Here is a 25,901-nt window from a genome sequence, read left to right as displayed (position 1 = left end):
CAGGACACATGACTCAGCCCGTCGACGCGCGCGCCAACTACTGTTACCGGCATCCCGATCGGGAGAGCTATGTGCTCTGCCAGCGGTGCGGCCGGACGATCTGCGGTGAATGTCAGACCCCGGCAGCGGTCGGGGTCGTCTGCCCGGAATGCATGGCGCAGCAGCGCGCTACCCACCCGCGGACGAAGTCGGCGTGGGTGACGCGGCTCACCGGCTCCGGCGCTCCGGTCGTCACCTACGCGATCATCGCGGTCTGCGTGCTCGTGTTCATCGTTCAGACCCTGGGCTCGTTGCTCGGCCTCCCGGTCAATTCGGCGCTGGTGTACGCCGGGGCGTACTCGTATCCGAGCGGGACGTTCGGCGTGGGCTTCGAGCCGTGGCGGATGTTCACCAGCGTGTTCGCGCACGCCAACATCATCCACATCGCCCTGAACATGTACACGCTGTTCATCTTCGGGATGGCCCTCGAGCCCCTGCTCGGTCGCGCGCGTTACCTGGCCCTCTTCCTGATCAGCGGGTTCGCGGGATCGCTGGGCGTCCTGTTGCTGGCCTCGCCGGTCCAACCCGTCCTCGGGGCCTCCGGCGCGATCTTCGGTCTGTTCGGTGCCTTCTTCATCATCCAGCGCCGTCTGGGCGGAAGCGCGACCCAGATGCTCGTGCTGCTGGCGATCAACCTCGGCATCGGATTCCTCCCGGGGTTCAACATCGCGTGGCAGGCGCACGTCGGCGGACTGATCGGCGGCGTCCTCGTCGGACTCATCTATGTGGAGACCCGGCAGCCGCAGCGGCGACGCTGGCAGCTGCCGCTCCTCGTTCTGCTGTGCCTCGTCTTCGTCGCCGTGAGCGTCATCCACTTCTTCGTGTAGTTCCCACACGGCGTGGATAAGTTATCCACAGGCTTATTAACATTGTGAGGAATTACACCCCTGTAACTCTCCACAGGCTTATTAACACTGGGGAAATCAGCGTCGAACGCGCGGCAACTGTTCACAGGCGCCTGTGGAGAACTGTGGAAAACACGAAGCCCGGGGCGGCTGACGCCGTCCCGGGCCTCACAAGACACGGAGAGTCGCGGGCTACCGCCAGCGCGTAGTCATCAGGAAGCCGATGAACGCGATGCCGAAGCCGACGAGGATGTTCCACGCGCCGAGCGCGGGGATGGGGTACTGGTTCTGGCTGACGTAGAAGACGATGATCCAGATCAGGCCGAGCAGCATGAAGCCGAACATGACCGGCTTGAACCATACGGGGTTCGGAGCCTCTTCGCCGGATGCCGCGGCGCTGCGCTCGGCGCGGACGGGGCGCTCGGTTCTGGTCTTGGACTTGCTGCGTGCCATAGCACCACAGTGTAGCGGGGATGCTCCCGAGGACGCTGATCCCCCCGTCCGGGGGGAGGCCTGTGGACAACCGTGACGATTCTCAGCGAGCATCCCTAGAATCAGCGACGTGACTTCGAGGGGAACCCGCGCCGGACGGCCGCATCGCCGACCGACGGTGGTCGGCGTCCTCGGCGAGCTGCTGATCACGGCCGGAGTCCTGGTCCTGCTGTTCCTCGGCTGGCAGATCTGGTGGAACAACCTCGTACTGGCCGGCCAGCAGACGAACGCCGCCGCCCAGCAGAGCCAGAAGTGGATCGACGACGCCATGAAGGCGCCGAAGCCCGCGCCCGAGACCTCGACCGCACAGGTCGACCCGCCCGTGATGGCCAAGCCCGCTCCGTATCAGCCGTTCGCGGTCATCTATATTCCGCGGCTCGGGCCGGACTGGAAGCGGACCATCCGACAGACCGTCGATGTCGAACGCGTTCTCAACAGCTACACCGCGGGGGTCGGCCACTACATCGACACGCAGCTGCCCGGTCAGGTCGGCAATTTCGCCGTCGCCGGCCACGACTCGGGGTGGGGCAACACCTTCATCGACCTCTCCAAGCTGCGAATCGGCGACCGGATCTACGTGCAGACCGCCGACGGCTGGTACACGTACACCTTCCGCAACTTCGAGTACGTGCAGCCCTCGGCCGTGCAGGTCCTGCTGCCCGTGCCCCGTCAGCCGCAGGCCACCCCGACCGAGCGGCTCATGACCATCACGACCTGCAATCCGCCGTTCCACGCGGGCGAGCGGCTCATCGCCTACAACGTCTTCCAGTCGTTCGCACCACCGCAGGACGTTCCGAGCGAGATCGCCGCAGCGGTCGGGCAGGGAGGCTGACATGTACGGAGCTCTGTGGCGTGTGCTGCCCGGTCCGGTCTGGCTGCGCATCATCCTGCTGCTCGTCCTCGTGGCCGTGGTGCTGTTCGCCCTGGTCACCTGGGTGTTCCCCTGGGTGGATTCGCTCCTCGGGCCGCAGGAAGGTACCGTGGGCCCGTGACTCGCGTACTCGTCATCGACAACTACGACAGCTTCGTCTACACGCTGAACGGCTACCTGCGCGAACTCGGCGCGGAGACCGACGTCGTGCGCAACGACGATGTGGCCGTAGCCGACCTCCCGGCGAAGCTCGCCGAGTACGACGCCGTGCTCGTCTCACCGGGACCGGGCAAGCCGGCCGACGCGGGAGTCTCCATCCCGGCTGTCGAGCAGGCTCTGCGCACCGGCCAGCCGCTGCTCGGGGTGTGCCTCGGGCACCAGGCCATCGCGGAGGCGTTCGGCGGCGTGGTCACCAACGCCGAAGAGCTGATGCACGGCAAGACCTCGCAGGTCACCCACGACGACAGCGCCCTCTTCGACGGGGTCGCTCAGCCGTTCACAGCCACGCGGTACCACTCGCTGGCCGTGGTCGACGGGACGCTCCCCGAGGATCTTCACGTGACCGCGCGCACCGCCGGCGGCGTGATCATGGCTTTGCAGCACGCAGACGCGCCGATCTACGGCGTCCAGTTCCACCCGGAGTCGGTGCTCACCGAGGGTGGCTACCGGATGCTCGGCAACTGGCTCGAGGTTGCCGGTCTGGCGGGCGCCGCGGAGGCATCCCGCTCGCTGAACCCGCTCGTCAAGCTGGGCTGACCCAGGCGCGGTCGTAGGCGCGAACGCCGCCGGCTGCCCGAACTCAGCCCGAGCAGTACGTGAGGTCGACCGTCGTGCCCTGCGGCACGTCGCCCGGAGCGACTGACTGGGTGTGCACCATCGTCGCGCCCTTGTCCTGCGGGCAGCTGGGATCCGGCTTCGGATTACCGGTCAGTCCGAGCTGCGACAGGATCCCCGTGGCAGCCTGGATGGTCTGACCGGTCAGATCGGTCAGCGTCACCTTGCCGCTCGACACGTGGAGGCCGATGGCGTCGCCTTCGTGCGCCGAGGTGTTGGCGGCGGGATCCGTCTTGATCACCACGTTCGCAGGCACGCTGGCAGAGTTCTCCGAGGTCGTCGGACCGACGGTGAGACCGGCCTGCTGCAGCGCCTGCGTTGCAGCATCCACGGTCATGTTGTGGACATCCGGGACGGTGACGGTCTTCTTGCCGGTCGAGACGTAGAGCGTGATGGTGTCGCCGGACGCCACCACGATGCCGGCACCCGGATCCGTCCGGATCACCTGGCCCTCGGCGTAAGTGGGGCTGGCCTCGGTGACCTGCGCCCACTTCAACTTCATGTCGTCGAGCTGCGCAGTGGCCTTGTCCAGCGTCTGGCCCGACAGGTTCGGCACCTTGTGCGACGAGTCCGGCATGGTCGTGCTCGGCGCGAGCCGCAGCACCCAGGCGAGTACGGCCACGATGACGACCGCCATGATCGCGATGCCCGCCCAGATCCAGATCACCGGTGGGCGACGCTGGGTGCGCGTCATGGTCTGGTCTTCAGCCAGCTGACGGAACGCGGCCTCCGGACCGGAGACGGCGCTCGGCGGAGCGCCGAACAGGGTCTCGGCCAGCTCGTCCTCGTGCTTGCGCTTCGGGATGCGGCCCGCGGCGGCCTCTTCGAGGTCGGCTCGGAACTCCGCCACCGTCTGGTAGCGCTCGAAGCGGTCCTTGGTCATCGCGCGGGCGACGACGACATCCATCGCCGGCGACACCTTGGGGTTGATGGTGCTCGGCGGGACGGCGGTCTCGCTGACGTGCTGGTACGCGATCGCGACCGGGGTGTCGCCGCGGAACGGCGGACGCCCTGTGAGCATCTCGAACAGCACCACGCCGGTCGAATACAGGTCGGTGCGGGCGTCGACGGACTCGCCCTTGGCCTGCTCCGGAGAGAAGTAGCTGGCCGTGCCGAGTACCGCAGTGGTCTGCGCCACGGTCGCCGAAGAGTCGCTGATGGCTCGGGCGATGCCGAAGTCCATCACCTTCACCTGTCCGGTCTTCGTGATCATCACGTTGCCCGGCTTGATGTCGCGGTGCACGACGCCGGCGCGATGCGAGTACTCGAGCGCGGTGAGGATGCCCTCGGTGATGCGCACGGCCTCCGCGCGCTCCAGGGGGCCCTTCTTGATGAGGTCCTTGAGGAGGACGCCGTCGACGTACTCCATGACGATGAAGGGCAGCTGCGCCTCGTGGCCGTTCGGCTCGCGCACCGTCTCCTCGCCGGCGTCGAAGACACGGACGATCGTCGGGTGCGTCATGCGCGCGGCGGCCTGCGCCTCCTGCCGGAACCGGGTGCGGAACGCCGGGTCGGTGGCGAGGGACGGCTTGAGCAGCTTGATGGCGACCGTGCGGCCCAGGCGGGTGTCGGTGCCGCGATGGACGTCCGACATACCGCCCCGGCCGATGAGTTCGCCCACCTGATATCGGCCTGCGAGCAGGCGGCTATCTGGGCTCAATGCGAACTCCTTCTCGGTGACGACTCCGGCTAGTGTAGCGGGGCGATTCTGGATGTCTCCTCGGGTGTATTCGGCTGCTCAGCCTTTGCCCGTAGTGCCGCCGCCCGTGGTCCCGCCACCGCCGCCGGCAGGGGGAGTCGAAGTGGATCCGACAACCTCGTACGACGTTGCGGGCGACTGGCTCGACTCCACCGACTCGCCGCAGAAGATCGTGTACGTCAGCTGGTACGTCGCCGCGGTACTCGGCGACCACACCATCTTGGTGTCGTTGACCGGCGTCTGCGGCTGCCCGTTGATGTACAGGCGGCGGCCGACCAGGTTCTGTCCTGCGGGGCAGGTGGCGGAACCGAAGTTGACCGTGATCTGCGAGTTCGGGGTGCCCTGACCCGACGGCGGCGTGGCCGAGACGGTGTCGGTCGGCGTCGGGATCGGCGCGACAGGACCGTAGACCTTCACCGAGACGGTCGAGCCCTTCGGCACCGGGCCGGTCGGGTTGACCGAGTAGACCTTGTTGGCCTGGTCGTTGGTGGTCGCCGCGTTGCCCTGCGAGACGTCCGCGACCATCCCGAGACCCTGCAGCTTGTCGCGGGCCTGGTCGGCGGTGAGGCCGAGGAAGTCGCTCTCCGTGATCTGGACCGTGTTGCTGGTGGGTGTCGGGGTGGGCTTCGGCGATGTCGGCTGCGTCTGCGTCGGAGTGGTCGACGGCGTGGGCGTCGGAGCCGTCTTCGGCGCGACGACCAGCGTGATGATCGTGCCGATCAGGACCAGCGCGAGCAGGGCGATGAGCGCGATCAGCGGCCACGTCCAGCGGCTGCGCTTGCGCTCCTCGACGGGGGCGGCGGCCTCCTCGTCGACGACGGGCGCGACGGCGGTCGCCGGGAGTACGGTGGTGGCGGCCGTCGGAGCCGCGGGCGGCTGCATGAGGACGGTCGCGGCATCGGTCAGGGCCGCACCGCCGAGGATGGCGGGCACGGACTGGGCGGCGGCGCGCACGTCGCCACGGCGGAGCGCCTGGGCGGCACGCGCCAGGTGGGCGGCAGAGGCGGGGCGGTCGGCCGGGTTCTTGGCGATGCACGCGAATACGAGGTTGCGCACGGGCTCCGCGACGGTGGCGGGGAGCTCCGGCGGCGCCTCGTTGATCTGCGCCATGGCGATGGCGACCTGCGACTCGCCGGTGAACGGCCGTCTGCCGGCCAGGCACTCGTACGCGACGATGCCGAGCGAGTAGATGTCGGTGGTCGGCGAGGCGGGGTGACCGGAGGCCTGCTCGGGCGAGAGGTACTGCACGGTGCCCATGACCTGGCCGGTCGCGGTGAGAGGCACCTGGTCGGCGATCCGGGCGATGCCGAAGTCGGTGATCTTGACGCGCCCGTCGGGCGTGATGAGGAGGTTGCCCGGCTTGATGTCGCGGTGGACGAGACCGGCGGCGTGAGCGGCGTGCAGGGCGGCGGCCGTCTGGGCGACGATGTCGAGCGTCCGGTCGGTGCTGAGGACGTGCTCCCGCTCCAGGATGCTCGAGAGCGCCTCGCCGGGGACGAGCTCCATGACCAGGAACGCGCTTCCGTCCTCCTCGCCGTAGTCGTACACGTTGGCGATGCCCTCGTGGTTGACGAGTGCGGCGTGGCGCGCCTCCGCACGGAAGCGCTCGAGGAAGCCCGGGTCGCCGAGGTACTCGTCCTTCAGGATCTTGATGGCGACGGTACGACCGATGACGAGGTCGGTGGCCTGCCACACCTCGCCCATACCGCCGATCGCGATCCGCGACTGCAGCTCGTAACGTCCCCCGAAGGTGAGCCCTGCTGTGGGTCTCATTTATTCAGCACCGCCTCTAGTACTTTCCTCGCGATCGGAGCGGCGATGGAGTTACCCGTGCCGCTCTGACCCTGTCCACCGCCATTTTCGACAACTACAGCCACAGCGAACTCCGGGTCGTTCGCCGGCGCGAAACCGGTGAACCACAGCGAGTAGGGGTCGTCATCCCCGTTCTGCGCCGTGCCCGTCTTACCGCCGACCTGAACCCCACCTATTCTTGCATTGCTCGCCACGCCGTGATCGACGCCGTCGACCATCATCTGCTTGATGGTGTCGGCGTTCTGCTGGCTCAGCGGCTGCGAGAACTCCTTGGGCTGGAAGCTCTCCAGCGTCTGCAGATCGGGTGACCGGATGGAGTCCACCAGGTTCGGGGTCATCAGCGTGCCGCCGTTGGCGATCGCCGCCGAGACCATCGCCATCTGCAGCGGCGTCGCGCGGTCGTCCTTCTGGCCGAAGGAGCCCAGCGCGCGCTCGGCCGCGTCGGGATAGAGCGGGTAGACGCTCTTCTCGACCGGGATGGGGATGTTGAACGACTGGTTGAACCCGAACTTGTCGGCCTGGTCCTTGATGACCTCGGGCTTGAGCTGCATCCCGAGCTCCGCGAACGGGATGTTGCACGACAGGATCTGCGCCGTCGCGATCGAGACCGTCGCGCCCGGCCCGCAGGTCGTGAGCGAGTCGTTCTTGACGACGGTGGGGGAGTCGGGCAGCGGGAGGGAGGCCGGATTGGGGAGCTGGCTGTCCTTCGTGTACTGCCCTGTGCCGAAGGCGGAAGCGCTCATCACCGGCTTGAACGTCGATCCAGGCGGGTTCAGGTCTCCGCCGATCGTCCGGTTGATGAGCGGGTCGCCCGGGGCGGCGAGGAGCTGGTCGTAGGTCGACTCCACGGCCTTGCCGTCGTGCGACGCCAGGGTGTTCGGGTCGTACGTGGGCTTCGAGACCATCGCCAGGATCTTCCCGGTCTTGGGCTGCAGCAGCACCACGGCGCCCTGGTAGTCGCCGAGCGCATCCCACGCCGCCTGCTGTGCCACCGGGTCGATCGTCGTCTCGACCGTCGCGCCCTGCGGGTTCTTGCCCGTCAGGATGGCGTTGACGCGCTCGAAGAACTGCGAGTTCGACGAGCCGCTCAGCTTCGAGTTGAGGGCTCCCTCGAGGCCGGTCGGCTCTCCGTTGATCGGGAAGAAGCCCGTCACGGCCGAGTACAGCGGACCGTTGCTGTAGACGCGCTGCCACTTGTAGACGTCATTGGACGGCACGGACTGCGCGATCGGCTGCCCCGCGACCAGGATCGCGCCGCGCTGCGCGGAGTAGCTGTCGTTCAGGGCACGCGTGTTGCGCGCATCGGCGCCCAGCGCATCCGCCTGGAACACCTGGAGGATGGAGGTGGACACCAGCAGCGCCAGGAACATCGCCAGCACGATCGTGCTGACGCGCTTGATCTCGCGATTCATCTCAGCTCACCACCAGCCGGGGTTGATTGCGGACGGTGTCGGACAGTCGCAGCAGCAGTGCCACGATGATCCAGTTGGCGACCAGGGACGACCCGCCGGCGGCGAGGAACGGTGTCGTGAGGCCGGTGAGCGGGATGACGCGGGTCACACCGCCGATCACGATGAAGCACTGCAGCGCCACGGTGAACGACAGGCCGACGGCGAGCAGCTTGCCGAAGTCGTCCGCCCCCGCGAAGCCGATGCGCAGGCCGCGCGCGACGAACACCAGGTACAGCGCGAAGATGGCGAAGATGCCGGCGAGGCCGAGCTCCTCGCCCAGGCTCGCGATGATGTAGTCGCTCTGCGAGACGGGAGTGATCCACGGCTGGCCCTGGCCGAGACCGGTTCCGATCAGCCCGCCGTGCGCGAGACCGAACAGTCCCTGCACCAGCTGGAAGCTGCCGCCCTGCGCGTCGTAGACACCCTGGGAGAACGGCGTCAGCCAGTTCGCGAACCGGTCGTGCACGTACGGGAGCACCTGGCTGGCCACGACGGCGCCGCCGACGATGAGCAGAAGGCCGAGGATCACCCAGCTGATGCGAGCGGTGGCGACGTAGAGCATGACGAGGAACAGGCCGAAGATGAGCAGACCGGTTCCGAGGTCGCGCTGGAAGACGATGACGGCCATCGACATCAGCCAGACGATGAGGATCGGCCCCAGGTCTCGAGCGCGCGGGAACCGCATCCCGAGGAACTTCTTGCCCACCATGGAGAGGGAGTCGCGCGCCTGGACCAGGTAGCCGGCGAAGAAGATCGCGAGGCAGATCTTCGCGATCTCGCCCGGCTGGAAGCTGAACGGGCCGATCCCGATCCACACGCGGGCGCCGTAGATCTCGCGGCCGATGCCCGGGAGCATGGGCAGTAGCAGGAGCACGAGCGCGGCGAACCCGAAGAGATAGGTGTAGCGCTGCAGGATGCGGTGGTTGCGGATGAGGACCACGACGAGGATCGCGCAGATGATCGCGATGGCGCTCCACACGATCTGCTTGACGCCCGCGCTGTCCCACCCGGCGTCCTTGTAATGGATGTCGATTCGGTAGATCTCGGCGATGCCGATGCCGGTCAGCAGGGTCGCGATCGGCAGCAGGAACGGATCGGCCTGCGGGGCGACGAACCGGAGCGCGATGTGCATCCCCAGCACCAGTGCCGAGAGCCCGGCGCCGAGATAGACGAGCGTGAGGTCGACGTGTCCGAGGGCGCCCAGCTGCACCAGGACCACGGCCGCCGCGTTGATCGCGCACGCGATGAGGAGAAGGAAGAGCTCACGGTTGCGGAGCTTCGCCGGCAGGCGCAGCCGCTTCACCGGCCCGGTCGCGTTCCGGGTCGGCGTCGCCTGCTCGCGCGCGGCCGTTCTACTGTCCGCCGGCATCGCTCAACTGCTCCACGATCGTCTTGGCCGCCGGAAGGTCGTCGGCGTTGATGGTCTGCTCCACCTGCTGCTTGTCGTACTCGGGGAGGTCGTCCACCTTCACGTCGGACTCCTCGTACAGATGCGAGAGACTGATGGGCCCGATGCCCTGCTGGACTCCCTGGTAGATCGCGACGTGGCGGTCGGGCGACATGCCCACGTAGTAGCGGGACTGCGTCCACTGGTAGCCGAAGAAGATGGCGAGCACGATGGCGACGACCAGCAGGATGAGGCCGATCATCCAGGTGAGCCGGCGGCGCCGCACGCGCCGGGCGTCCTCCTCGATCAGTTCGTCGAGGTAGTCCTCGGACTGCGGCTCGAAGTGGGTGGGGCCTGTAGCCGGGCGGATCGGGTGCAGGCGCAGTCCGGGAAGGCGCGCCGCGCGGGTGGTCGGCTTCGGCTCCGCGCCGAACTGGAGCGGCGACGCGGCCGACCCGACCGTGACCGGCTCCTTGAGCACCTCGCCGCGGGACGTGTCGGCGATGTCGACGATGACCACGGTGACGTTATCGGGGGCGCCGGCGTCGAGGCTGTGCTTCAGCAGCCGGTCGGCGACCTGCTTCGGGCCGTCCTTCGACGCGAGCGCCGCCAGCATGTCGTCGTGCTTCACCACGCCGCTCAAGCCGTCGGAGCAGATCAGCCAGCGGTCGCCCGGGCGCGTGTCGAGCGTCCAGGTGTCGATCTCGGGGGACGCATCCACGTCGCCCAGCACCCGCATCAGCACCGAGCGGCGAGGGTGGACCATCGCCTCCTCCTCGGTGATGCGGCCGCTGTCGACGAGGCGCTGCACGAAGGTGTGGTCGGTCGTGACCTGCTTGAGCTCGCCGTCGCGGTACAGGTAGATGCGTGAGTCGCCGATGTGGGCGAACGCGATCTGGTCGCCGACGCGCACCATCGCGCTGACGGTGGTGCCCATGCCGGTCAGCTCGGGATGCTCGAACACGGTTTCGGCGAGGAGCGAGTTGGCGGCGATCAAGGCGGACTGCAGGGCGAACTCGGCTTCGGAGGCGGAGGCGTACTCGCGGTCGGCCTCGCGGATGCGGGTGACGGCGATCGCCGAGGCGACGTCACCCCCCGCGTGGCCGCCCATGCCGTCGGCGACGACGAACAGATCCCGGCCGGCGTAGCCCGAGTCCTGGTTGTTCGAGCGGATCTTCCCGACGTGGGAGAGGGCCGCCGCCTTGTTCGCCGCCACCGTCTACCGCCGCAGCTCGAACGTGGTCGTGCCGATCTTGATCGGCGTGTCGAGCGGGACCTGGGTCGGGACGGTCACCCGGCGGCCGTCGAGGAACGTGCCGTTGGTGGAGTCGAGATCCTGGATCATCCACTCGTCGTTCCAGAGGAGCAGGCGGGCGTGGTGGGTGGAGGTGTAGTCGTCGCGGATGACGAGGTTCGACTCGCCGGAGCGGCCGATGGTGATGGGATCGCGGCCGAGCGGGAGCTCGGTCCCGGCGCGCGGTCCGGACGTGATGACGAGGCGGTGCGCACTTTGCACACTCGCGTTCGTGTGGCCGCCCGCTCGGTTGGCGCCGGACGGCAGCGATGAGACCGGTGCCGACTTCATCACGGGCTCCGTGGGGCCGGCGGGCGCTGCGGCGGCGGGGGCGCTCGCCGCGGCCGCCGCCGGGAACGGCGACGCGGATGCGGGTGCGGGCTGCGCAGACTCGGGCAGCTTCCGGACGCGCTGGCCGAACATGTCGCTGCGCAGTGCGTACACGATGCCGAAGACGAACAACCAGAGCACCAGGAGGAAGCCGAACCGCAGCACCAGCAGGGTCAGCTCGCTCGGGTTCACGAGGGGCTCCAGAAGTTGCCGACGTCGTGTCGCCGGGTGGCGTCCTCCGCACGGCCACCAGGAGCGGGCGCCGCCTGGGGGAGCACGCGGAACACGATGCGGGTGCGGCCGAGGGTGACGACGGACTCGGGCTCCAGGATCGCCTTGCGCAGGGGCTCACCGTCGAGCTTGGTGCCATTGGTCGAGCCGAGGTCCTCCACCTGGGCGCGGCGGCCATCCCACGTGATCATGACGTGCCGGCGGGAGATGCCGGTGTCATCGACCGTGATGTCGGCGTCCGCCCCGCGCCCGACGACGGTGCGGGAGTGGGTGAGCGGGTAGTGCTTGCCGTTGATGTCGAGGACCGGGGTCCAGGCGACGTCGCCCTTCACGTTCTCGGACTCGACCTGGAGCATCCCGACCGACAGGTCCGGGTCTTCCGCGAGGTCGATGGAGATGCCGCCGGCGAACGCGTAGTGCTGGCTCGCCGCGTGCTTCTGCACGAAGTCGATCAGCTCGTCGGTGAGGGCCGCGCCCATCGACCGCATGCGCGCGTAGTCGGCGGACGACATCCGCAGCACGAAGCTGTTGGGGGCGAGGACGCGGTCGCGCGCGACTACGGCGGCCTTGGTGTCGAGTTCCTTGCGGAGCGCGCTGGTGAGCTCGACCGGCTGCAGCCCGGAGCGGAAGGTCTTCGCGAACGCGCCGTTGACGGCGCGCTCGAGCCCCCGCTCGAAGTTGTCCAGAATGCCCACAGTCTCCCGCTTCCGGCTCGATGACTACATGCATGTTAGTCGGAACCCTGGAAAAGGGACTGGCTATACGGTGAAGATCAGCCCTGCGGAGGACGCCCGGATTCGTGAAGGATCACGGCGTCGTGTTAGAGTTCCTGGGTTCGCGCGAGTGGCGGAATTGGCAGACGCGCTGGCTTCAGGTGCCAGTGCCCGCAAGGGCGTGGGGGTTCAAGTCCCCCCTCGCGCACGGACGAATGACAACGGCTGAGGCCCCGGTATCCCCGGGGCCTCAGCCGTTTTTTCGTTGATGCGTAATGAATGCGCGCATCGCGCGTCTGTACGGGTGAAGGCCTCCATCGGCCACTTGGAAATCAGAGGATCACCCGAAATGAACCTGACTGTCACCGACAGGGCCCCCCGTGCTGCCCACCCACGCACGCGAACGTCTCCAGACGGCTCCGCCCAGCGAGGACGGACCAGCCGATGATGGTCTCACGTCGCGTCCTCGCCTCCCGCCGGTCGCGACTCCTGGGCCTCATCGCCGCCTGCGTCGGCGTCGGCGCCCTGCTGAGCGCGCTCATCCTGCCGCAGTACTTCTCCAACGCGGCGGCCACATCGGTTTCGACGGTATTCAAGACCGGGACCAATACGGTGAACAATTCCATCGCTGCGTCATCGGATGCGCCGGGGGGTGCGAAGACCGGGACGGCGAAGCCAGGAGACACGCTCAAGTGGGTGGTGTCGTACCAGAACAACACGTCGGCGAACGCCTCGGTGAACATGAAGGATGTGATCGCGAACGCCGGCACGTACGTGCCGGGGTCGCTGCAACTGCCACCGAACCCGAACGGTGAGGGCGCTCTGACTCCGCAGTACAGCACCGACGCGGGGGCCACCTGGGCAAGCGGCACTCCGCCAGCGAACGCCAACGGCCTGGGGTTCACGGGCACCGTGGTGCCGCAGGGGACGCAGCAGGTGTCGGTGAAGTTCCCGGCGCCCAGCTCGACGACGGTGCAGACCTCCGGTGGTGACGCGTACAACGTCGTGGTGCGGGGAGACCTCGTGTACGGCGTCTATCACCACCGCACCGGTGCCGTCGTGTACTGCGCCAAGTGGGCGGATGGGACCACGTGTCCGGGCTGGCCGACGAACGCGAACAACCAGTACTGGTCGTCGACGGTGGGAACGGCCATCGGCACCGGGACCGGGTACACCGGGTTCACGGCATGGCAGGGCGGCACCTGGATTTCGGGGAACAAGCTGTTCTGGTTGCAGGGCACGGGCACCTGGCCGAACATCGGACCCTCAGGGACAGGATGTCTCGACCTGTCGCTCCCCACGCCGGTGAGCTGTGGTTTCGCACCACTCGCGGCCGCGAACGGTGCCGACGCCAACGGCAGCATCGGTGCGATGATCGGAAGCACCGCGCTGGCTGCCTCGAACGGGAAAATGTACGCGACCACGGTAACCACGGCGGGCGTTTGGCTGGTCTGTGTCAACCCGGCAACGGGCACCGGATGCGGCTCCACCCAGCTGAGCTCGGTGACCGGGGCCGTTGACGTCCGTATCTCGGAGGCGACCTTCGGCGACTACGTCTTCACCAGTATTCCGACGGTGTCCGGCATCGGATCCAGTATTTGGAAGACATACTGCTACAACACCAGCGCCTCGGCATTGTGCTCGGGCAGCTGGCCTGTCGCGTCGGCCCCCCTTCCGACGGACGGCGCCTCGACCTTCGCGCCGGTGCTCTCAACCTCGGGAGCCGTGACCGGGGTCTGCGCGATCGGCAACGCCGGGGGCGCCGGGGGCGATGTGTGCTGGAACCTCGCGGGCGTGGTGCAGAGCAACAATCCGTACACGGGGACCGGCGCCCACTTCAACGTGAGCGGGTCTACGACCGCGGGCGACGCGTTCACCGTCGGCTCGAAGGTGTACCTCGCGTCGGGCGACACCGTGATCTGCCTTGACTTCGGCAGCTACTCCGGAGCGGCGAAGGTTCCGGCCTGCTCGGGCTTCACTCCCGTGCCCAACCGATGGAACTATACGGTCCGCACCGCCACCGATGTCGCGCCGAATTGCTTGGTGGCCAACGGTGACGCGGGTCAGATCCGCTTGTTCAACGCGCTCACCGGCGGCGGATGTCTGGCCATGTCCGGGCCGACGAGGATGACGGTCGATCCGACCACCTACTACTGCGGCGACTCCGGCGCCTTCCGCGGGTGGGACAAACTCACCCTGAGCGGAGTGGAGGCGGCGTCCTATGCGAACTCCACGATCACCTTGCGGGACCAGAACAACAACGTCATCACCGGCTTCGACAAGGTGACGCTGCCCGCAGGCGTGACCATGGACATCTCCGGAGTCCCGACTTCGGTCACCTCGATCGAGGCGGAGGTGACAATCAACGGGATCAAGGATCCCGCGAGTGTCGTGAACGGTCAGATGTCCCTCACCTGGAAGGGCGACCCGCCGCAGATGTGCTTCCAGACCGTCGCCCCTCCGGTCTCCTGCGATGCCGCGGCTCCGCTCACGCTCTCGAACACGGCCACCGCGGTGACCACCTCCACGGCAGGCAGCGACGCACCTGGGGGGAACACCACCGGTGGGGCGAAGTTCGACGTGCGTGCTGACGCATCGCAGTGCTCGCTCGCCTACGCCAAGACCTCTCCTGTACAGACCGCCTTCCCGGGTGACAAAGTCGGCTACTCGATCGCGGTCAAGAACACGGGCAGTCTGGCGTACGACAAGGCCTCTCTGACCGACGACCTGAGCGATGTGCTCAAGGACGCGACGTACAACAACGACCACGCCGCCTCGGTCGGAACGGCAGCCTTCCAGAGTCCGACACTGGCCTGGTCGGGCGGTCTGGCGCCCGGCCAGACGGCGACGATCACGTACTCCGTGACGGTGAAGAATCCGGATCCGGGCGACCACTCGATGAAGAACACAATCGTGTCTCCGGTCGGGAACTGCACGGCGGGGTCCTCCGATCCCGCGTGCACCTGGACGGTGGACGTGACCGTCAAGGACGTCCTCTGGCACAAGGTCGACTCCTCAGCCGCTGCGAACATCCTCGCCGGAGCTGCGTGGACGTTCACCCCGGTGGACGGGACGGGTAAGCCGACCGGTCCGGCGATCGTCGTGGACGACTGCGTCGCGGCAGCTGCCGGTCTCTGCATGGGCGCGGACATTGATCCCGTCGGCGGGGTGTTCCGGCTGACCAACCTCGGTCCCGGCACCTACAGCCTTGTCGAGACCAAGGCTCCGACCGGTTTCCTCCTCAGCAAGACACCGATCCCCGTGACGATCACGGCCGCGTCGACCACCGTCGCGCTGCCCGACGTGGTGAACAAGCAGATGCCGGTGCCGGCCATCCCCTTCACGGGCGGTCTCGGCACAGACCTGCTGACCTTCACGGGTGGCGGCCTGCTGGCCACGGTTCTCGGGCTCGTGACCTGGCAGTACCTCCGGCGCCGCAAGAGCGCGTAAAAGGCGTCCGTCCACCGCGTCGTAAAACGACTCGGACTCCGTCTCTATCAGTGAGACGTCGCATCGCGTATTCACGCAAAGAAAGGAACAACCCGAAATGACCGCAATCACACGGCTTCGAGGGCGCAGAGCCCTTGCCGCCGGCACCGCCCTCACCCTGGGCGTGCTCGGAGCGCTCGCAGCGGCGGGCGCGGCCAACGCCGCCTCCATCGACGAGACGAAGCAGGGCTCGATCATCGTCCACAAGTACGCGAACCCCGGGAACGGTGACCAGAACCCTTCGGGCACCGGCAAGGCACCGGACACCGCACCGATCGCCGGTGTCGTCTTCGAGTACTGCACGATCGACGGCATCGACCTGTTCGACAACACCAACGCCGGGTGGGACAAGGTCAATGCGATCACCACAGCTCAGAAGCTCGCGGCGGCAGCGCAGGGGGTCACCACCCTCGGCTCCTACACGCTCAGCGGCTGCACGAGCCTCCCGGCGACCGACGCCACCGGCACCGCGACGTCGGCCAAGCTGCCGCTCGGCCCGTACTTCGTGCGAGAGATCTCGGCGCCCGCGAACATCGTTGACAAGGCTGCGCCGTTCATCGTGACTCTGCCCACGCCGGAAGACCACAAGGTGTCCAACGGCAACTGGGTCTACGACGTCAACGTCTACCCCAAGAACACGACCGCCGAGGGCCCGAAGAAGAACGTGGTCGACCAGGAGGGCAGTGGCGCCGTGCTCGGCGCACCGGTCAAGTACGAGGTCACGCAGCTCGTTCCTGCACTCGCGACGGGCGACACCTACAAGAAGTTCACCGTGACGGATGACCTCGACACCAAGCTCACCCCGATCACGACCGCGGCGGTCACCGTGAAGATGGGATCGACCATCTTCACGTCGGGCACCGACTACGACGCGGTCTGGACCGGGCAGAAGCTCGTGGTCACGTTGACTCCGGCTGGCCTGGCCAAGCTCCAGGCGGGTCAGAACATCGTCGTCGGCTTTCAGGCCAAGGTGAACGCTCCGGGCGAGATCAAGAACACGGCGTACGTGAACCTGAACGACTTCCAGCTCACCCCCGGCGCGCCGAACACGGGCGACGGCTCCCCCTCGACCGAGAAGGCCACCCGTTGGGGTGACCTGACCGTTCAGAAGGTCAATAAGGCCGACACGAACGACGGCCTCAAGGGTGCGAAGTTCCACGTCTACCAGGGCACGACCGACCAGCAGGGCCAGTGCACGGCGGACATCACCGGTCTGACCAAGGTGAACGACCCGGCCACGGGTAACGCGTACGAGGCCGTCTCGGACAACTCCGGCTCGGTCTTCATTCCCGGCCTGTGGATCGGTGACACCGAGACCACGGTCGCCGCGGACGGCACGGTGTCCAACACCACCAAGGCGGGCCACGACTTCCAGCAGCGCTGCTACGTGCTGGAGGAGATCGCCGCTCCCAACGGCTTCGTGCTGCCCTCCGGCACGGCGGCGCTGACCGCAGTCATGGTCAAGACGGGCGCCAACGGATCCGTTCCGCTGACCAAGATCGAGAACGTCCAGCAGGGCGTCCCGGAGCTCCCCTTCACGGGCTCCAGCGTCCAGATCGCCCTCACGGTTGGCGGCATCGCGCTCATCGTCGTCGCCCTCGGCGGTGTGATGATGATCCGCCGTCGCCGCCTTGCCACGGACGAGAGCGCGTAACAAACCGCACTCGAAAAGAGGGGAGCGGGTCGGCACCACGACCCGCTCCCCCATCGCTTTCCATTCCACCGGCGGCACGCCGAATACCCGAACCCGAGATCATGTCCCGTCGACGTTCCCGTCATGCCATTCCTCGCCGCCGCTGGCGCCCGGGGGCGCTGCTCATCATCACGGCGGTGCTCGCCATCGTCGGAGCGACAGTGCTCGCCTACTCACCGGCCGCGAGTTGGCTGTCCGCCTACAACCAGTCGCTCGTCATCAGCAAATACAGCGACTCGATCAGCCGGCTCAAGCCGAAGGCCTCTCAGCAGCTCGCCGAGGCGCACCGCTATAACGAGGCGCTTTCCAGTGGCGCGGTCCTCGAAGCGAATACCAACGTCCCTACAGGAAGCGGCAAGACCAGTTCCTCCGAGTTCGACTACTGGAAAATGCTCGACACACCCACCCGGACAATGTCCCGCATCCAGATCCCGAAGATCAACGCCGATCTTCCGATCTATCACGGTACAAGCGAAGCGACCCTGGCCGAGGGTGCCGGGCACTTGCAAGGAACCTCGCTCCCGGTCGGGGGAAAGGACACCCGTTCGGTGATCACGGCGCACCGAGGACTGGCCGACGCCACGATGTTCACCGATCTCGACAAGATCACGATCGGCGACCGGTTCACTCTGACCACCTTCGGCCAGGTGCTCACCTACCAGGTGATCGACACCCGAGTCGTCGATCCCGGTGATACAACGACACTTCGCCAGAGGGCCGGAGAAGACCTCGTGACCCTGGTGACATGCACACCGCTGGGAATCAACACGCACCGCATCCTGGTAACGGGCGAGCGCATCACCCCCACGCCGCCCAAAGAGAAGGCGGCGGCCAAGAGCGCCACGGCCGTGCTCCAGTTCCCCTGGTGGGCCGTGTTCTACCTCGGCGCGATCGTGTTGATCGCCCTGTACACCTGGTTCGCGGGCCGCAGGCAGCCCGCAGAGGCATTCGCACAGCGAGACAAACGTCGCAACAGTCGTCTCCGTCGGGCGTCCGAGCGGCAGTGACCCGGGCGGCGTCCCGCCCCCCGCAAGCACCGTGGACCGGCCCGCGAACGATGGTCCGGAAATCGGTCAGCTTCGCGTTCCGGGAAGAATGCGGGACGCGGTCGCAGCGGCGGTTCTCCCGGACACAATCGACTTCGCCCCGAAGCGAATAGTGCCCGACCCCCTGCCGAGCACGCCCGTTCTGCCCCACCGAGGTAGAAGCGGACCGATTTCGACATTCGTTGAGAGGATTCGGCGGGGGGACACATTTCCTGGATATGAGCGAGTTGGCCGAGCCGCACCGTGCTGCGGATGCGGGGGAGGAGTCCGTTCCGACGGACCTCGACCTGCTGCGCCGACTCGCCGACGGCAGCAAGGCTGCGCTCGCCGCCCTCTACGACCGGTACAGCCGCGTCGTCTACGCCTACACCGCCGCGCGCCTCGAACCCCGCGAGGACGTGGAGGAGATCAGCCAGGACGTCTTCGTCACCCTCTGGCGCAAACGGGCGACCATCGCCATCGCCGGCGAGTCGGTCCTTCCCTGGCTGCTCGTCACCAGCCGCAACCTGATCGCCAACCGTCGCCGCTCCCTCCAGGTGGTGGAGAAGCGCCGAAGCGACAGCCCCGTCGACGGATCACTCGCCGACGCCCGTCCGGGGCCGGAGGAGCTCGCCGAACGCGGCCAGCTGCTCGCCTACGTCGAATCCGTGGTCGCCGCGCTCACTGAGCTCGACCGCACCGTGTTCGAGCTGTGCATCCGAGGCGATCACAGCTATGAGGAGGCAGCCCGCCAGGTGGGCCTGAGCGAGGGCGCCGTCCGCAACCGCCTCTCCCGGCTCCGCGGGCGCCTCCGGAACGAACTCCGCACCCTCAGGGGGATGCCATGACCCATCACGACCTCCTGCCCACCGACGAGCGCTTCGAACAGATCAAGGCGAACCTGTTCGAAACCATCGCCGTCGACGACCGCCGCCGGACCCGCAAGCACCGCATCATCGCCATCGGAGTGGCCGGCGCCATCGTCGCCGGGACCACGGCCGGCGCGATCGCCGTCGCCCTCGCCTCCCAAGGCCGGATCAACAACGTCACCGATTGCTACGCGGCTGCCGACCTGAACTCCCGTCACGGCACCTCGGTGATGGTGACCGCCGACCTCGACGAGAAGACTCCGAACGCACTCGACGCGCGCATCCGTCTGGCCGAGGACATGTGCGCGGCCACCTGGCGCACCGGCGTGTTCTCACCGGAAGGGTCCTCCAGCACGGCGGAGTATCCGGTGCCCCACCTCGAGACCTGCCAGCTGCCCGACGGGCGACTGGCCGTGTTCCCCTCCGACCAGGCCCTCAGCGCGCTGTGCTCGCGACTGGGCCTCACGATCCCGCGCGAGTGATGAGAAGGGGTACTCCACCGCGCGCGGGAGAAGGGACGGTGCCCGCCGCATCAGACGCCTGGGGGAAGGCGGCGGCGGGCACCTCCCGGCCTCACATCCGAGAACGACGAGCCGACGACAGACAGAGAAGCAAGACAGAGAAGCCAGACAAAGAAGAAGGAGTCGCCATGAAGACCATCGACCCGGCAGCGCTGGAGCTGCCGCCCACGGAGCCCATCGACATGACGGCGCTCATCCAGCAGGCACTCACGGGCGAGAGCTGAGCGGGGCCGTTCGGCCCGCGCCGGGCTCGGCTCACGCGTGCAGTGCGCGCAGAGCGAGCCAGGCCGCCGTGCGGTCGTCCGCGTCGGCGAGCGAAAGCCCCAGAAGGCCCTCGACGCGGTGGATGCGCGCGGTGAGCGTCTGCCGGTGGACGCCGAGACGCTCAGCGGTGGCGCCCCAGGCGCCGTTCTCGGCGAGGAACACCCGGAGCGTCTCGGTCAGCTCGCCGTGGCGGCCCGCCGCATCCCGCAGCGGGTCGAGCAACCGCGCGATGCGTCGCGCATCGTCGCCGTCGAGCCGGTCGAGGACGAGCGAAATGGTGGGGATGGATCGGTAGCGGACCACGCGCCGGCCCTCCGCCCGTGCCGACTCGACCGCATGCCGTGCCTCGGCCGCGCTCCCGGCCAGGGCGTCGGTCGGCGCCGGCGTGCCCACGCCCAGGAACATCGCGGACGAGTACGCCTCCACGCGGGCTGCGACCGCATCCACGTGGTCGTCGCGGAGGAACCCGGTCACGAGGCCCTGACTCTCGGTGTGGATGTGGGCGGCGCCCAGTTCGTCGAGCCAGTGCGATACCAGCCGCTCCACTTCGACGGATGCGGACCGCGCGGTCAGGGCGAACGCGGTCAGCGAGCTCTCGTGCACGCCCCACTTCCGCAGGAGGGAGACGGCGGGCGGGCCGCCGGTGAGCAGCGCGTCGATCATGACCGCGCGCCCGAGCCGTTCGGTGCGGGTCGGGTCGTCCGTCCGGAGCACCAGGTCGAGCAGCGCGGCCGCCTGCGACCCGAGTTCGCGGGCGCGGCTCGACGACTCCGTCCGCGGGCTGACGACCAGCCGGGCCGAGAGGTCCTCGCCGGAGCCGACGGTGTGCACCTGCAGCGAGCGGTGGCGCACACGCACCGGACGGGAGAGAGCGACGGCCATCGCGTCCTGTACGTGCAGGCCGCCGGCGCCCGCGCTGGTGATGACCTGACCGTGCCGGTCGAGGAGGACCGCCCAGCCGTCGATGCGGTGCGCCAGCTCGGCCACGACGCCGGAGACGCCGCCACGGCGGGCGGCCAGGGTCAGCACCTTCATGGCGCTGGTGACCGCACGATCCTCGGCGGCCTGGTCCACAGCCAGGAGGGCGGTGAGGCTGGGGGCGAGGAGGGCGTCGGAGGCCGAGGTGCCGACGATCGCGGTCGTGCCGGTCCGGTCGAGCGCCCGGAGAAGCGCCGGGTCGGCGCCGTGGCTGACGATGACGGCGTGCCGGATCGCCTCCGCGCGCTCGTCGTCCGCGCTGAGCGCGGCCGCGGCGGCTCGGGCGGGCGCCACGACGAGCGTCGCGAACGCGGGGTGGCCGACGACGGAGAAGTCGTCGAGGCCGACCACGGCATCCACGCGCATCCCGGCGTCGAGACGGCCATCGACCAGCCTGCCGTGAAGGGAACGCGCGACGGAGGCTATGTCGCGGCTCATGGCCTCAGTGTACGGAATGTCGAATCAGCGAGATGCACCCACACTTTCTGTGGATGACACCGGCCGTGAGCGCTTCCTAGCATCGAGCGAGACCCGCACACGAAGGAGTACCCATGCAGGCCGTCGTCTTCACGGAACCGTCCGAGCCCATCCAGTTCACCGAGGTGGACCTCGCGGCACCCGGCCCGGGAGAGGTGCGTGTGCGCATCGCCGCGGCGGGCGTCTGCCATTCGGACCTGCACGTGAAGCGCGGCGAGTGGGATGCCCCGGCGCCGCTCGTCATGGGACACGAGGGTTCCGGCGTGGTCACCGAACTCGGGGAGGGCGTCACCTCGCTGGCCGTCGGCGACCACGTCGTCCTCAGCTGGGTGCCGCCGTGCGGAGACTGCCGGTACTGCCGCTCCGGCCACGAGGCGCGCTGCCAGAAGGTCGCCACCATCGTCGCCCCGAAAGGTGTGCTGTTCGATGGCACCTCGCGCCTCTCGCGCGACGGTGAGACCATCCACCACTACCTGGGCGTCTCGTCATTCGCCGAAGAGGTCGTCGTGCCGGCATCGGGCGCGGTGAAGGTGCGCGACGACGCGCCTCTCGACGTGATCGCGGTCGTCGGCTGCGCGGTCGCGACGGGCGTCGGGGCGGTGCTCAACACCGCAGCGGTCGAGCCGGGCTCCACGGTGGCGGTGATCGGCTGCGGAGGCGTCGGCCTCAACGTGGTGCAAGGTGCGCGCCTGGCCGGGGCCGAGCGGATCGTCGCGGTCGACGTGCTCCCGGACAAGACCCAGATGGCCCTGCAGTTCGGCGCCACCGACCGGATCGACGCCTCCCGGGCGGATGCGGTCGAGCAGCTCTTCGAACTCATCCCGGACGGCGTCGACTACGCGTTCGACGCGATCGGCCGCACCTCCACGACCGAGCAGGCGATCCGGATGCTCGGACTCGGCGGTGCCGCCGTCATCGTCGGCCTGCCGCCGACCGGCGCGAAGGCGTCGTTCGAGCCGCTCGTGCTGGCGGAGGCGGACCAGCGCATCCTCGGGTCGAACTACGGCTCCGTGCGCCCGTCCATCGACATCCCCGCCCTGGTCGACCGTTACATGGACGGCCAGCTGCTGCTCGACCCGCTGATCTCGGGCCGGCGTCCCCTCGCCGAGGCGGCGGAGGCCTTCGACGACCTCGAGGCCGGCTCCGTGCTCCGCACCCTCCTCATCCCCTAGCCCCCGAACCCGAAACGACTCACTGGAGAGCCATGTCAACCACAGAAACCCGGGCGAGCAGCCCGACCGACGCCGGACTGCGGCGCGGCGTCATGAGCGGGCCGGAGCTCGCGGCCCAGGCGATCGCGAACATCGCGCCCAGCGCCGTCATCGCCTTCACCGCGATGTCCATCTTCGTCGGCGCCGGCAACGGGACGATCTACTCGTTCGTCCTCGCCACCATCGTCATCCTCTGCGTCGGCTACTGCGTCGTCGTGTTCGCCCGCAAGCACGCCTCGGCGGGCTCGCTCTACACGTACGTGGCGAAGGGCCTCGGCCCGACCGGCGCGTACCTCGCGGGCGTCACCCTCGTCATCGGCTGCTGGGGCATCGCCGCCGGCTCGCTCGGCGGTGCGGTGTCGTACTTCAACCAGTTCCTGGTGCTCCTCGGCGTGCCCGCGGGAGGTGTCGGCTGGTACATCGGTCTCGCCATCGTGCTGGGCGGCCTCGCGACGCTGTTCACCATCCGCGGCATCCGGCTGTCGGCACGCGTCTCGCTGGTGCTGGAGCTGGTCTCGGTCACGATCATCACCATCCTGCTGATCGCCGCTCTCGTCTGGGCGGGACCCGCCGCCTGGGACCCGGCGCAGGTGTTCGCGCAGGGCGCCCCGTTCCAGGGCATCGCCGCCGGAATGGTGCTCGGCATCCTCGGGTTCGTCGGATTCTCGTCGGCGGACGCGCTCGGCCGTGAGGCGAAGAACCCATATACCGCCATCCCCCGCGCGATCATGTGGAGCGCCGTCGTCGTCGGCGTGCTCTACGTCTTCGCCGCGTACACGCAGATCGCGGTGCTCCACGATGACCTCGCGACGAGCGCCAGCCCGCTGGAGGACATCGCGAAGCTGATCGGGATGCCGACCTGGTTCGGCCCCATCCTCACCTTCGGCGTCGGTGCCTCGTTCTTCGCCGTCGTCGTCGCGCCGCTCAACGTCGTCGGCCGCGTCATCTACGTGATGGGCAAGGAGGGCGTCGTGCCGGAGCGGTTCGGCCGCACTCACGAGCGCCACCTGACCCCGCACCGTGTGCTGCTGGTCGCCGGTCCCGCGGCCATCGTCCTCGACGTCATCCTGCTGGCCGTCGGTGCGAACCCGATGGACATCGTCGTCTGGGTCGACACCTATGGCACCTACGGCTACATGGTCGCGTACGCGCTCGTCGCCATCGCGTGCATCGCCTACACGCGTCGCGCGGGCATCCCGAACACGCTGGTGTGGGTGTGCGCCGTCGTCGCGGTCGCCGCCATGGCCTACGTGTTCTTCGCGAACGTCTGGCCGGTGCCGGCGTTCCCGCTGAACATCATCCCGTACCTGTTCCTGCTGACGCTGGTCGCCGCGGTGGCCTGGTTCGCCTACCTGCGCAAGCGCCGGCCGCAGGTGATCAAGAACATCGGCAACACGGAGACAGACGCCCTGGAGGGCGTCGGCTAGGACCGGGGGCCGATCGGGAACTACAGACGACGCGGGAGGCGCACGGTCACGACTGCGCCTCCCGCGTCCCCATTGGCGGCCTGGACGGTGCCGTGGTGGCGGTTCACCACCTCGGCGACGAGGGCCAAGCCGAGGCCGTAGTGGCGACCGCGGTCGTCGCCCGGCTGCGCATCCCGCGCGGTCGCGAAGCGCTCGAACGCGCGGTCTTGGACCCCGGCAGAGAACCCTGGGCCGTCGTCCTCCACGGTGAGGATGACGCGGTCGCGGGACGTGGAAACGGTCACCCGGACCTCGTCGGCGGCGTGATCCAGGGCGTTGTCCACCAGGGCGACGATCATCCGCCGGAGCGAGACCGGAGCTCCGGTGACCACGGCGTCCGGATCGCTCTGCACCCCGATGGTGAGGCCGCGCTCGTCGGCCCGGGCGTTGGCCGAACGGACGACCGTCGCGGCCAGGTCGCCGAGGTCGACGCCCTCGCTCTCCGCCGTCTGCCGCGGATCGGCCGCGGTCAAGAGGTCCTGCACGATCTCGGTGAGCGCCCGGCTGTCGTCGACGATCTCATCGAGACCCGACCGCAGTTCTTCGTCCGGTGCTCCCGTCGACTTGGTCGCGACATGGCGCCGCAGCAGCTGGGCACGCGTGCTGAGCAGGGTCAGCGGCGTGCGGAGCTCGTGCCCGGCATCCGCGACGAAACGCCTCTGCAGGGCGAGCGCGTCCGCGAGGGGTCGGATGGACCGCCGAGCGAGGACGAGGCCGATGCCCCCCGCGGCGATCGTCGCGATCACACCGGAGACGACCAGCGCGATCACCAGCCTGCTCAACTCCTCCTGCTGCTCGCCGAGGCCGTACGCGACCTGGACGACCTTTCCGTGCCGTACGTCCGTCACGGTCAGGTAGCGCTGGCCGTCGGTCTCCACCGACCCCGAGACCTGGTTGCCGGTGCGCACCACTTGCTGGATCGCATCCTCGTCCGGGAGTCCCTCCGGCAAGCCGGGCGAACTCTGCCGGCCCTGCGGCGTGACCACCGTGACCAGAAGGTCGCGCGGCGCGTCGTGGACCGAGTCGACCATGGAGGCGTCGGACAGCGCACGTTTCGCGGCCTCGGCCTGGCCGGCGGCCACGACGCTGTAGACCACGATGCCGAGCGCGACGAAGAGGCCGACGATGATCAGCGCGAACTGGGCCGCGAGCCGGCGGGAAGCGGAGCGGAGCTCGGTGTCGCGCAGCGTGCGGTCGCTCACTGCAGCGACCCCATCCGATAACCGACGCCGCGCACGGTCTCGACGAGCGAGCGCCCGAACTTGCGGCGCAGATGGTGCACGTAGGTGTCGACCACCCCCGGGTCGTCGGCGGCCGCGAACACCTCGTCGAGCAGAAGCGTGCGGGAGAACACCTGACCCGGCCGTCGGGCGAGCAGCTCCAGGAGGTCGGACTCGCGCTCCGAGAGCACGGTGCGCGAGCCGTCGTCGAGGGTGACGGTGCGGCTGCCGCTGTCGAGCCGGCCGCCGGGGAAGCGGACCATCGGCACCACGGCCGCGGCTCGACGCGTCAGCCCCCGGACTCGGGCGACGAGCTCGTCGATGTCGAAGGGCTTCGCCAGGTAGTCCTCGGCGCCTGCATTCAGGCCGTCGACGCGGTCGGGAGCCGTTCCGAGCGCGGAGAGCACGAGGATGGGCGTGGTGACGCCGTCGTCGCGGAGGCGGCGGAGCACATCCAGCCCTTCGACGGCGGGGAGTCCGCGGTCGAGCACGATCACGTCGAACCCCGCAGTGAGCCCGAGATGCAGGGCCCGCTGACCGTCGCGCGCGACCTCGACCTCGAAGCCCTCGGACCCGAGGAGCGTATCGAGCATGCTCGCGAGGCGGCTGTCGTCCTCGGCGACCAGCACACGCGGCTTTCCGCTCACACCCGCAGTATAGGAGCCGGATGCGCCCTCCACCGGCGGAGCG

22 protein-coding genes and 1 tRNA gene are annotated in these 25,901 nt (G+C 68.5%); 12 read left to right on the top strand and 11 right to left on the bottom strand.

Annotated elements, in window-relative coordinates; translation table 11 throughout:
* The first annotated feature begins 8 nt into the window (after positions 1–8).
* Positions 9–866, top strand: coding sequence for a rhomboid family intramembrane serine protease (locus ACF1AJ_RS13260; protein WP_391507775.1), 858 nt, complete (start codon positions 9–11; stop codon positions 864–866).
* Between the two features lie 210 nt (positions 867–1,076).
* Here the strand turns inward: ACF1AJ_RS13260 and ACF1AJ_RS13255 are convergent, their stop codons facing one another.
* A complete protein-coding gene (locus ACF1AJ_RS13255; protein ID WP_018189048.1) occupies positions 1,077–1,337 on the bottom strand; it encodes a cell division protein CrgA in 261 nt (86 codons plus the stop codon).
* A 109-nt stretch (positions 1,338–1,446) separates the two neighbouring features.
* Here ACF1AJ_RS13255 and ACF1AJ_RS13250 point away from each other — a divergent pair, with 109 nt between their 5' ends.
* From ACF1AJ_RS13250 to ACF1AJ_RS13240, 3 genes are read left to right on the top strand one after another with little or no spacing between them, the layout of a single operon-like run.
* Complete coding sequence (locus ACF1AJ_RS13250; RefSeq protein WP_391507774.1) at positions 1,447–2,208, top strand: class E sortase; 762 nt, start codon at positions 1,447–1,449, stop codon at positions 2,206–2,208.
* A gap of 1 nt (position 2,209) precedes the next feature.
* On the top strand, positions 2,210–2,368 hold the full coding sequence (locus ACF1AJ_RS13245; protein ID WP_018189050.1) for a hypothetical protein: 159 nt from the start codon (positions 2,210–2,212) through the stop codon (positions 2,366–2,368).
* Positions 2,365–3,003 carry a gamma-glutamyl-gamma-aminobutyrate hydrolase family protein gene (locus ACF1AJ_RS13240; protein ID WP_309855516.1) on the top strand — a complete coding sequence of 213 codons (639 nt, stop codon included), beginning with the start codon at positions 2,365–2,367 and terminating at the stop codon, positions 3,001–3,003. Before ACF1AJ_RS13245 ends, ACF1AJ_RS13240 begins: the two co-directional genes overlap by 4 nt.
* Before the next feature lie 43 nt (positions 3,004–3,046).
* On the opposite strand, the gene pknB is transcribed toward ACF1AJ_RS13240, so the two are convergent.
* The 7 genes from pknB to ACF1AJ_RS13205 form a co-directional block, all read right to left on the bottom strand.
* Positions 3,047–4,741, bottom strand: a complete 1,695-nt coding sequence (gene pknB / locus ACF1AJ_RS13235) for a Stk1 family PASTA domain-containing Ser/Thr kinase (protein WP_391507773.1) — start codon at positions 4,739–4,741, stop codon at positions 3,047–3,049.
* A gap of 78 nt (positions 4,742–4,819) precedes the next feature.
* A complete protein-coding gene (locus ACF1AJ_RS13230) occupies positions 4,820–6,553 on the bottom strand; it encodes a serine/threonine protein kinase (protein ID WP_391507772.1) in 1,734 nt (577 codons plus the stop codon).
* Complete coding sequence (locus tag ACF1AJ_RS13225; protein ID WP_391507771.1) at positions 6,550–8,004, bottom strand: peptidoglycan D,D-transpeptidase FtsI family protein; 1,455 nt, start codon at positions 8,002–8,004, stop codon at positions 6,550–6,552. Before ACF1AJ_RS13225 ends, ACF1AJ_RS13230 begins: the two co-directional genes overlap by 4 nt.
* Before the next feature lies 1 nt (position 8,005).
* On the bottom strand, positions 8,006–9,412 hold the full coding sequence (locus tag ACF1AJ_RS13220) for an FtsW/RodA/SpoVE family cell cycle protein (RefSeq protein ID WP_391507770.1): 1,407 nt from the start codon (positions 9,410–9,412) through the stop codon (positions 8,006–8,008).
* Complete coding sequence (locus ACF1AJ_RS13215; RefSeq protein ID WP_391507769.1) at positions 9,396–10,646, bottom strand: Stp1/IreP family PP2C-type Ser/Thr phosphatase; 1,251 nt, start codon at positions 10,644–10,646, stop codon at positions 9,396–9,398. The genes ACF1AJ_RS13220 and ACF1AJ_RS13215 overlap by 17 nt, the downstream gene beginning before the upstream one ends.
* Positions 10,647–10,649: 3 nt before the next feature.
* Positions 10,650–11,246 (bottom strand): FHA domain-containing protein, encoded by a 597-nt coding sequence (locus tag ACF1AJ_RS13210; protein ID WP_391507768.1) that lies wholly within the window; start codon positions 11,244–11,246, stop codon positions 10,650–10,652.
* Complete coding sequence (locus ACF1AJ_RS13205) at positions 11,243–11,980, bottom strand: FhaA domain-containing protein (protein ID WP_391507767.1); 738 nt, start codon at positions 11,978–11,980, stop codon at positions 11,243–11,245. Before ACF1AJ_RS13205 ends, ACF1AJ_RS13210 begins: the two co-directional genes overlap by 4 nt.
* Before the next feature lie 142 nt (positions 11,981–12,122).
* On the opposite strand from ACF1AJ_RS13205, the gene ACF1AJ_RS13200 reads away from it, so the two are divergent.
* From ACF1AJ_RS13200 to ACF1AJ_RS13175, 6 genes are all read left to right on the top strand, one after another.
* A tRNA-Leu gene (locus ACF1AJ_RS13200) sits at positions 12,123–12,206 on the top strand.
* Positions 12,207–12,442: 236 nt separating this feature from the next.
* Positions 12,443–15,448 (top strand): SpaA isopeptide-forming pilin-related protein, encoded by a 3,006-nt coding sequence (locus ACF1AJ_RS13195; protein WP_391507766.1) that lies wholly within the window; start codon positions 12,443–12,445, stop codon positions 15,446–15,448.
* A gap of 97 nt (positions 15,449–15,545) precedes the next feature.
* On the top strand, positions 15,546–17,141 hold the full coding sequence (locus tag ACF1AJ_RS13190; RefSeq protein WP_391507765.1) for a SpaH/EbpB family LPXTG-anchored major pilin: 1,596 nt from the start codon (positions 15,546–15,548) through the stop codon (positions 17,139–17,141).
* A gap of 176 nt (positions 17,142–17,317) precedes the next feature.
* Positions 17,318–18,187: a class C sortase gene (locus ACF1AJ_RS13185; RefSeq protein ID WP_391507764.1), complete on the top strand. Its 870-nt coding sequence runs from the start codon at positions 17,318–17,320 to the stop codon at positions 18,185–18,187.
* 257 nt (positions 18,188–18,444) lie between these two features.
* The gene (locus tag ACF1AJ_RS13180) at positions 18,445–19,053 is read left to right on the top strand and encodes an RNA polymerase sigma factor (protein WP_391507763.1); all 609 of its coding nucleotides are present in this window, start codon (positions 18,445–18,447) and stop codon (positions 19,051–19,053) included.
* Positions 19,050–19,556: a hypothetical protein gene (locus ACF1AJ_RS13175; protein WP_391507762.1), complete on the top strand. Its 507-nt coding sequence runs from the start codon at positions 19,050–19,052 to the stop codon at positions 19,554–19,556. Before ACF1AJ_RS13180 ends, ACF1AJ_RS13175 begins: the two co-directional genes overlap by 4 nt.
* Positions 19,557–19,850: 294 nt before the next feature.
* On the opposite strand, the gene ACF1AJ_RS13170 is transcribed toward ACF1AJ_RS13175, so the two are convergent.
* Complete coding sequence (locus ACF1AJ_RS13170) at positions 19,851–21,275, bottom strand: PucR family transcriptional regulator (protein ID WP_391507761.1); 1,425 nt, start codon at positions 21,273–21,275, stop codon at positions 19,851–19,853.
* Positions 21,276–21,388: 113 nt separating this feature from the next.
* Between ACF1AJ_RS13170 and ACF1AJ_RS13165 the strand changes: the two genes are divergently transcribed.
* Complete coding sequence (locus ACF1AJ_RS13165; RefSeq protein WP_391507760.1) at positions 21,389–22,486, top strand: alcohol dehydrogenase catalytic domain-containing protein; 1,098 nt, start codon at positions 21,389–21,391, stop codon at positions 22,484–22,486.
* A 32-nt stretch (positions 22,487–22,518) separates the two neighbouring features.
* Positions 22,519–23,952 (top strand): APC family permease, encoded by a 1,434-nt coding sequence (locus tag ACF1AJ_RS13160; protein ID WP_391507759.1) that lies wholly within the window; start codon positions 22,519–22,521, stop codon positions 23,950–23,952.
* 20 nt (positions 23,953–23,972) lie between these two features.
* On the opposite strand, the gene ACF1AJ_RS13155 is transcribed toward ACF1AJ_RS13160, so the two are convergent.
* Positions 23,973–25,193, bottom strand: a complete 1,221-nt coding sequence (locus tag ACF1AJ_RS13155) for a sensor histidine kinase (protein ID WP_391507758.1) — start codon at positions 25,191–25,193, stop codon at positions 23,973–23,975.
* Positions 25,190–25,858, bottom strand: coding sequence for a response regulator transcription factor (locus ACF1AJ_RS13150; RefSeq protein WP_391507757.1), 669 nt, complete (start codon positions 25,856–25,858; stop codon positions 25,190–25,192). Before ACF1AJ_RS13150 ends, ACF1AJ_RS13155 begins: the two co-directional genes overlap by 4 nt.
* Positions 25,859–25,901: the final 43 nt, after the last annotated feature.

It is taken from the genome of Leifsonia sp. NPDC014704 (assembly GCF_043083605.1).
Classification (GTDB): Bacteria; Actinomycetota; Actinomycetes; order Actinomycetales; family Microbacteriaceae; genus Leifsonia.
Note: the sequence above shows the minus strand (reverse complement) of the source record. Positions and strands in the feature narration are given on the sequence as shown.